7 protein-coding genes and 3 pseudogenes are annotated in these 7,723 nt (G+C 42.8%); all 10 read right to left on the minus strand.

Annotated features, from left to right (window positions below; translation table 11 throughout):
• Positions 1–131 precede the first annotated feature (131 nt).
• Positions 132–794 (minus strand): annotated as a pseudogene (locus HT691_RS10620) (DNA alkylation repair protein).
• On the minus strand, positions 795–1,427 hold the full coding sequence (locus HT691_RS10630) for a response regulator transcription factor (RefSeq protein ID WP_000698415.1): 633 nt from the start codon (positions 1,425–1,427) through the stop codon (positions 795–797).
• 13 nt (positions 1,428–1,440) lie between these two features.
• Positions 1,441–2,436 carry a sensor histidine kinase gene (locus HT691_RS10635; RefSeq protein ID WP_000743691.1) on the minus strand — a complete coding sequence of 332 codons (996 nt, stop codon included), beginning with the start codon at positions 2,434–2,436 and terminating at the stop codon, positions 1,441–1,443.
• Positions 2,433–3,131, minus strand: a complete 699-nt coding sequence (liaF, locus tag HT691_RS10640; protein WP_001224643.1) for a cell wall-active antibiotics response protein LiaF — start codon at positions 3,129–3,131, stop codon at positions 2,433–2,435. Before liaF ends, HT691_RS10635 begins: the two co-directional genes overlap by 4 nt.
• A gap of 76 nt (positions 3,132–3,207) precedes the next feature.
• Positions 3,208–4,218: a type 2 isopentenyl-diphosphate Delta-isomerase gene (gene fni, locus HT691_RS10645; protein WP_000210663.1), complete on the minus strand. Its 1,011-nt coding sequence runs from the start codon at positions 4,216–4,218 to the stop codon at positions 3,208–3,210.
• On the minus strand, positions 4,202–5,209 hold the full coding sequence (locus tag HT691_RS10650; protein WP_000562398.1) for a phosphomevalonate kinase: 1,008 nt from the start codon (positions 5,207–5,209) through the stop codon (positions 4,202–4,204). The genes fni and HT691_RS10650 overlap by 17 nt, the downstream gene beginning before the upstream one ends.
• Complete coding sequence (gene mvaD, locus HT691_RS10655; protein WP_000373448.1) at positions 5,196–6,149, minus strand: diphosphomevalonate decarboxylase; 954 nt, start codon at positions 6,147–6,149, stop codon at positions 5,196–5,198. Before mvaD ends, HT691_RS10650 begins: the two co-directional genes overlap by 14 nt.
• Entirely contained in the window at positions 6,131–7,009 is an 879-nt protein-coding gene (gene mvk / locus HT691_RS10660; RefSeq protein ID WP_000163312.1) for a mevalonate kinase, read from the minus strand. The genes mvaD and mvk overlap by 19 nt, the downstream gene beginning before the upstream one ends.
• A gap of 284 nt (positions 7,010–7,293) precedes the next feature.
• Positions 7,294–7,410 (minus strand): annotated as a pseudogene (locus HT691_RS11715) (transposase); the annotation flags it as partial.
• Positions 7,411–7,723: pseudogene (locus HT691_RS11470) on the minus strand (IS30 family transposase); the annotation flags it as partial.

Raw genomic sequence — 7,723 nt, forward strand, 5'->3', positions numbered from 1 at the left:
TCAAAGATGGGATTATAGCATACTATTCTAAATTTCTCAATCTACTATAGAATCAAGAAATCTATCACCTTCTGTAAATACCCTCCATTATCACATAAACAGGTAAACTTTTCAATTAATGACTGCGCTTTTCAATCACGATAGAGGTACTTGCTTGCTTCTTTGATACTAAGTTCAGCCATTCTTTCCTTGTTTTTCTCAATAAAGCATGTTACCCAAGTTGGATTCGTTTTGGAGTAGTCTCGCAGAGTCCAGCCAATGGCTTTATTGGTAAAAAATTCTGTTTGGTTCAAGTTATGAAGGAGAATCTTTTCCATTAATTGAGTATTGGTCTTCTCTTTTCTTAATAACTGGTGGTCAATAGCGACGCGTCTCAACCAGATATTGTCTGACAGGCTCCATTGGAGGGTTATTTTTTCCAGTTCCTGCTTCTCATACACCAAACTCCCTACTACTCGATCTAGGATATCCACCGTATCCCACCAAGACTTGGTAACAACCAACTGCTCTAGCTTAGGCAAATCGCTGTCCTTTAAATAAGACTGCATTGCTTTCAAATAGTTAGCAGCCACATACTGGTATTCTCTAGATTCTTTTTCCCAGCAAGTATCTGCAAAATCCCAATCGATAATCTTTGTTTTTTCGCTTCTGGAAAATATTTTTATAGAGTTTATTTCTTTCAGGCACCGCAATACCTAGAAAAGAAAATTGATGGCGCATATGGGCTTCCATGGGTCTTGCTTTTTAGAGTCTTTTGCTGCTTCTAGCTCCTCAAGTAAATCTGCTAAACTCATCTAAAACTCCTCATGCCCCACCAAGTGGTGCTGAAAGGCATAGACCGCTGCCTGGGTGCGATCGCTGACCTCAAGTTTGGCAAGGATATTGGACACATGGGTCTTGACCGTCTTAAGAGAGATAAAAAGTTCATCAGCGATGCGCTGATTTTCGTAACCCTTGGCAATCAGTTGGAGAACATCTCGCTCACGCGCAGTTAGGTCCTCATGAAGTTCCATGTGATTTCGGTGATATTCGACCTTCTTGCTGACCTCTTGCTCAATGGCCAGCTCCCCAGCAGCCACCTTACGGACGGCATGGAGTAGTTCGTCGGCACTAGAAGTCTTGAGCATATAGCCCCTAGCACCAGCATTTAAGACAGGCATGATTTTTTCATTGTCCAAGTACGAAGTTACAATCAAAATCTTGGCTTCAGGCCATTCTTTAAGGATAGCCAAGGTCGCGTCAATTCCATTCATCTCAGGCATGACAATATCCATGACAATAACATCTGGACGCAATTCCAATGCCAAGTCAATACCTTGAGACCCATTTGCAGCCTCGCCCACAACTTCTACATCGTCTTGGAGGTCAAAGTAGCTTTTCAAGCCCAATCGGACCATTTCATGGTCATCTACCAGTAAAATTTTCATCTTTACTCCTTTATCATTCCTTATCGAGCAGGGGAATACGAATATCAACTGCCAGTCCTTGCTTGGGAGCTGTCAATAACTGAACCGTCCCTGCCATATCTTCAACCCGCTCCTTGATATTGCGTAGTCCATAACTCAGGTCGTCTAAACTCCCTAACTGGAAACCAATCCCATTGTCCACCACCTTCAGCTGCAATTCAACATCTGTCTGATAGAGATAGACATCCAGACAAGATGCCTGGGCATGGCGAAGGGTATTGCTGATCAACTCTTGCAGAATACGGAAGATATGCTCCTCGATTTTTTTAGGCAATTTCGTCACATTTTGCTTGAAACTAACCTTGAGATCACTCTTATCCTCAAGCTCTTTTAAAAGGATTTGAATTCCTTCAACCAGACTCTTCTGCTCCAGCTCAACTGGTCGCAAATGCAAGAGCAAGACCCGTAAATCCTTCTGGGCAGTTTCTACAATAGCTGTGACACTCTGCAACTGGATCTGCATCTTTTCTCTATCCAATTTCAAAGCCTGTTGACTGACACCTGACAAAATCATGTGAGCCGCAAACAACTCCTGACTGACGGTATCGTGCAAATCCCGAGCAATTCGCTTCCGTTCTTTCTCGATGATTTCCTCTTCCTGAGCAAGGCTGTGATTTTCAGCCTTTTGAAGAGCTTCTGTCAAAAGGTTAAGTTTACCTGACAAGGACTTGAAACTGACATCCAAATCTGGATCTGCAACTTGAACCACTTCTTGCCCTGCCAATAAACGCTTGAGATTAGCCTGCATTTTTCTTAGAGAAAGCTCTTCAATACCTCGCCAAAATAGGGCTAAGAGACAGGTCATGGACATGCTGAACACCAACAACAAAAAGACAAATTTTTCTGTTTTTTCGACATCATGCAAGAAAATAGACCAGTCAAAATCAAGGATTTCCATCAAGCTGTGGGAGAAAAACAAGACAAATAAGATGGAGGTGAGAACAATGATTACATAGGCTTGTTTTTTCATCCTCTGACCACCTCCACATCCCCAATCATAGTAGTCAAGAAAATCTTGACACTCTTGTTACTCTTGAGATAGTCTCTTGTTTCTTGATGATAGTGTTCATTGCGAAGGGCTCGCTTGGGCTGATTGAAAAAATTCAAATCCCCATAGAGACAGTTAACGCTAAGGCTGACTTCCACATCTACAGGTACAATGATTTTGGTCGTTCCTACCATCTTTCTGAGGATAATGACATTGTCATGATTGGTTAGAATCACCCTCTCCAGATGAATGGTGTCCTTGCCCATGAGACGAAAGAGATTGATATCATCAAACTGGCAAGTTTGATAACTTGAAAAATGATGGAGATTGCCAAACCAACGATTTTTCTCCTTCTTAACCGTCACAACCTCTTCAAAAACCAAATTTGTCTGCTCTTTTTCCTGGTTCATCATCGGGTAAAGAAGAAAGAGACTATAGATGACCGCAACAAAAATAGCTAGAATCACAAAAGGATTGAGCATGACGATGAAAAAGAAGAGAATGCTTGCCACCACTAAAAGAAGATTATTGCCCTCTTTACCAGTGTAATAGCGAATCAAAAGCAAAAAGAGGAATAAAATCAGCAGAAAACGTGAAAAATGCTCTGAAACCATCAAAATCAGAGCTCCCGTCAAAAGACAGGCTTCGATAAATAAAAAGATTTTAAATTTTCTCATAGGTTGATCCTCTCCTTTCTATTTTATCACACTTCAAAAAAGTCACCTCAGTCTGAGGATGGAAAAAAGGCGGTGGTCACGCCTTTTTCATCTGATCCTTTGCTTCTTTTAATTTTCCATAAAGAAGATAGTCTACTTTTTGCAAATCTGCTATGGTGGCACAATTAAGAGCACACATAATCAAACGCAGATCGTCTTTCCAGCCTTGAACAATACCAATCACTTCTTCAACTGAATAGGTTTCAACCAATTCCAGAACTGTTCGTGACAGTCCTACAGCTTTGGCACCAAAGACCAAACACTTAATCATATCCAGCGGATTCCGAACGCCTCCACTAACCAAGAGTTCGACCTTGTCTTTCCATTCTTGGGCGTTGAGTAGGGCCTGCACGGTAGACTGTCCCCATTGATTGAGGTAATCACGCTGGCCACTGCGACGGTTTTCGATATAGGCAAAGCTGGTGCCACCACGACCTGATAAATCCACTGTACGAACACCCAGTTCATAGGCTCTCTCGATGGTCTTGGCATCCATTCCAAAGCCCACTTCCTTGAGAACAATAGGAACAGGAATTTGCTGGCTATAGTCTGCCAGATGCGATTGCCAGCTTCTGAACTTCCTTTCTCCCTCAGGCATAAGCAATTCCTGCATGACATTGACATGCACTTGCAGGAGAAGAGGATGCATCTCTTCTACAGTCTGAAGGCCTAACTCGACAGGCTTGTCCAATCCAATATTGGTTCCAAGGAGGAGATTGGGATGACTAGACTTGACAGAAAAAGAGTCATCTGCTGGATCTTTGAGTGCTGCGCTATAAGAACCCGTTACAAATAAAATACCACAGGCTTCTGCCACTTGAGCCAACTTTTGATTGATTTCTTTACCTTTTTCACTCCCACCTGTCATGGCATTGATATAAAAAGGAAAATCCCACTTTCGACCAGCAAACTCTGTCGACAGATCGATTTCATCCAGATTGTAAAGAGGCAAGGAAGAATGAAGCAGCTCCACCTCATCAAAGCTATTATAGGAACTTTTCTGCTCAAGGGCATAGCGGATGTGCTCATCCTTACGATTTGTCGTCATGTCCTATCCTTTCTTGGTATAAGAGCTCAATCCCCAGATCGGCCCAACGGTTTTTTAGGGTTTCAGTTGATTGCTCATCAAAACTCAAGGCAATACCACAATCACCACCACCAGCGCCACTGCTTTTGGCAACGGCTTGCAAATCTTGACTGGCTTCTTTCAGCTGTCTAAGCGAAGGCGTATAAATATCTGCGCTCAAGCCTTCTAAGAGATTGCTGGCTGTTTCCACCTGCTCAATAACTTTTTCGGATTTCCCCTGCTCCAAGGCTTCTACCAGAGAAGCCACTGTTTCTTTTGAGGAACTTAAAAAATTCTGATTGATATTTTGCTTGATTTGTTGAACCATATCACTAGATACAGCCACTTCCTTGGTCCATCCCACTAGGAAATCACATTCTAAAGTTGGTTTCACTTGTGAAATTGAAAAGTCCCAATCACGCTCTAAAACAGTCGCCAAATTTTCTTCTTTCAACCAAGCTGCTACCTGCTGGCGATCAAATGACTGGTAAAGAACCAAATCCTCTGCCACAATACAGGCAAGGTCCCCCATAGACCCATTGTCTCCGCGCTTGAGCAAGACAGCGCTAGCCAGCTTGAACAAGAGCTCCTGATCAACCGAAAGCTTATACAGAGCTAGCAGAGCCTTGATGACCAAAACAACGACGCTACCGCTAGAACCTAGACCAAACTTTTTCCCTTCCCGTTCCATTTTTCCTCGAATTTCTAGAGAAAAATGTCTTAAAGTTTGACCTCGATAAGTCAGGAAATCTTCCACTAAAGCAATCGTTTCTTGAATCAAGCTGTAGTCAGAATTTGGCGCCAAATCTACTGCGAAATCAAACAGATCTGAATAAATACGGTAGCTGTCAGAAAAAGCAATATCGCCCTTCATATAGATGGGAATGGCCTTTATCAAGGCCAACTGTCCGGGCTCTAAAATAGCATATTCACCTGCCCAATAGAGCTTTCCACAAGTTTTAACAGCAATCATCTTGACTCAAATCCTTTGTTTTTGACACAATCAAGCGGTAACGTTGACCGAAGATTTTTGATAAATGCTCCAAGTCTTTCTCTTGACAAAGAACTTTGACATTAGGACCGGCATCCATAGTAAAGTAGCAGGCCTCTCCTTGCTCGCGAAGTTGACGAACAAAGTCCATCGCTTCATAAGATGAATCGGTCAGATAAGAAAAGGCTGGTGATGCTGTTTTTGTCGTAGCGTGCATAGCAAGAGCATTTTTCTCCGTTAATTCTCCAATCTTGGCAAAGTCATTTTCCTTGAGATAAATCAGCATATCCTGATAGTCCTTCTCAGACTGACGAACCCAGTCGTCAAAAGTCGTCGAAGTCTCCACACAAAGTTTCATCCCGTCACGGCTAGAGATTGGTTTTTTCTTGTCCTCTAGCACCAACATGATCATAGCTAGTTTCAAGTTTGTCTCTACAGGGTAAATTCCCCCACTATCCTTGTCCCAGGCACCTAGTGGTCCATAAAAACTCCGAGAAGAAGAACCTGAGGCAAACTTAGCCTCCTGTGCCAACTGACTCCGAGACAAACCAAGCTGGAAATAAGCATTACAAGCCTTGACCAGGGCGGACAAACCACTAGAACTTGAGGACAGGCCCGCTGCCGTAGGCATATTATTTTGAGTATCGATACGGACAAAGCCCTCACCAGCTGGACGATAACGGTCAATAATCTTACTCATCTTGGCATGCTCGACCTCATTTTGTAGCTGAGCATTGATGTAAAATTCGTCAGCTGTTACATTGGCTGGTAAAGGCGACAAGGTCGTCTCTGTATACATATTTTCCAAAGTTAGAGAAATACTGCTAGTAGCAGGCACTATCTCTTTTTCTTTTTTCTTTCCCCAATATTTGATAATAGCAATATTTGCGTAGGAACGTACTGTTACAGGCTCTCTATCCATGTCTGAACAGCTCCTTTCTCTTCTAATCTTTCTGCTAATTCTTGTGCGTGTGTCAAATTATCTGCCAAGGCTATAATACAGCCTCCTAGCCCACCACCGCTCATCTTGGCACCCAGAGCACCATGGCTAAGAGCCGTTTCAACCAGATGGTCTGCCTCAGGGCTACTGACCCCAATTTCTTTTAAATGTAAATGCGCTTGACTGAGGATTTGTCCCAGTTCTTCAGCATCTTTTTGTGAAATCGCATCCTCTGCCTGCTGGGTCAATTCTCCCAAGGCATGCAAAAATGGTAGGGCATCCTTGCCCTTATTTTGAACCACTTGGATGGCTTCACGAGTATGACCATAAACACCCGTATCGGCAATCACCAAATAGGCGGATAAATCCATCTCAAGTTCTGTAAATCCTACGTTCTTGATAAAGCGAATAGGTTGGTCACTGAGACAGGTCTTAGCATCCAAACCACTAGGATTCATATGGGCAATCATTTCAGCTCGATTGACCAAGATTTCTAGTACATCATGAGGCAGATCGGCCTGATAGTAGTCAAATACCGCACGAATGGCCGCTATGCTGATAGCCGCTGACGAACCCATCCCCCGTTTCTCAGGGATAGCCGAGTCAATCTCACAACGAATGCAGGCTTCTGTGATATCCAAATACTCCAGTGAGGCATAAACCGCCATGGACAAGGTATCCTCCTCATAAAGGCGCCAAGGACTCTCTGCAGGAACTACCTTACAGGTCACCTCCACCTCCAAAAGAGGCAGGGAAATGGCAGGATAACCGTAAACGACCGCATGTTCCCCTATTAAAATTATCTTACTATGTGCCTGACCGACACCAACTTTTTTTGTCATTTTTTCCTTTTACTAGACGAAAAACGTCTTATTTTTCATACAAGTATTAATTCTTTCCTATCTATTTTATTATATTTTCACAAAAAAAGCGATTGTTTCCATTCACAATCGCTTCTTTCATTATTGAACCCATTCGCCATTATAGTTGACAGAATAGCCATTTACAGTCGTATTCACTGCCAAGGCACCTGAGCTATAAGCGCGTAGTACCATCTGCCATTGACCTGGAACCAACCTGTCGTCATAGAACGACGAAAGAAACTCCATACCGTTAAGTAAAGAGGAAAGTCGTGAGGGAGCATGCGCCATTGACAACCTGTTTTAGTGACGTACAAAGTCTCATTAACAAGTACTCGTTTCGGCCATTTATAGGTGCGGTGTTTGGAGAAATAGGGTTCAATCTCCCAAGAGGCATAGGGGTGCGCATAATAGATATGTTCCTCAGAAAATACATCAGACAAGCGGTTAAATTCTGTACCATTATCTGCCGTGATGGACAGAATCTTGTCTTGTTTTAAGATGAGTTTTAAAGCCTGATTGACCGCCTCAGCACTTTTATTTGGAATCAATCGGATAATTTGATGCCTAGTCCTTCGATCAGTTAAGACCAGTAAACAATAATTTTTCACTCTTGTAAGCAGAACCGTATCAATCTCATAATGCCCATTCTCCAATCGCAGATTGATAGCTTCAGGACGCTGTTCGATAGATTGA

Origin of the sequence: Streptococcus sp. 477 (assembly GCF_013277295.1) — a bacterium.
GTDB lineage: Bacteria > Bacillota > Bacilli > Lactobacillales > Streptococcaceae > Streptococcus > Streptococcus pseudopneumoniae.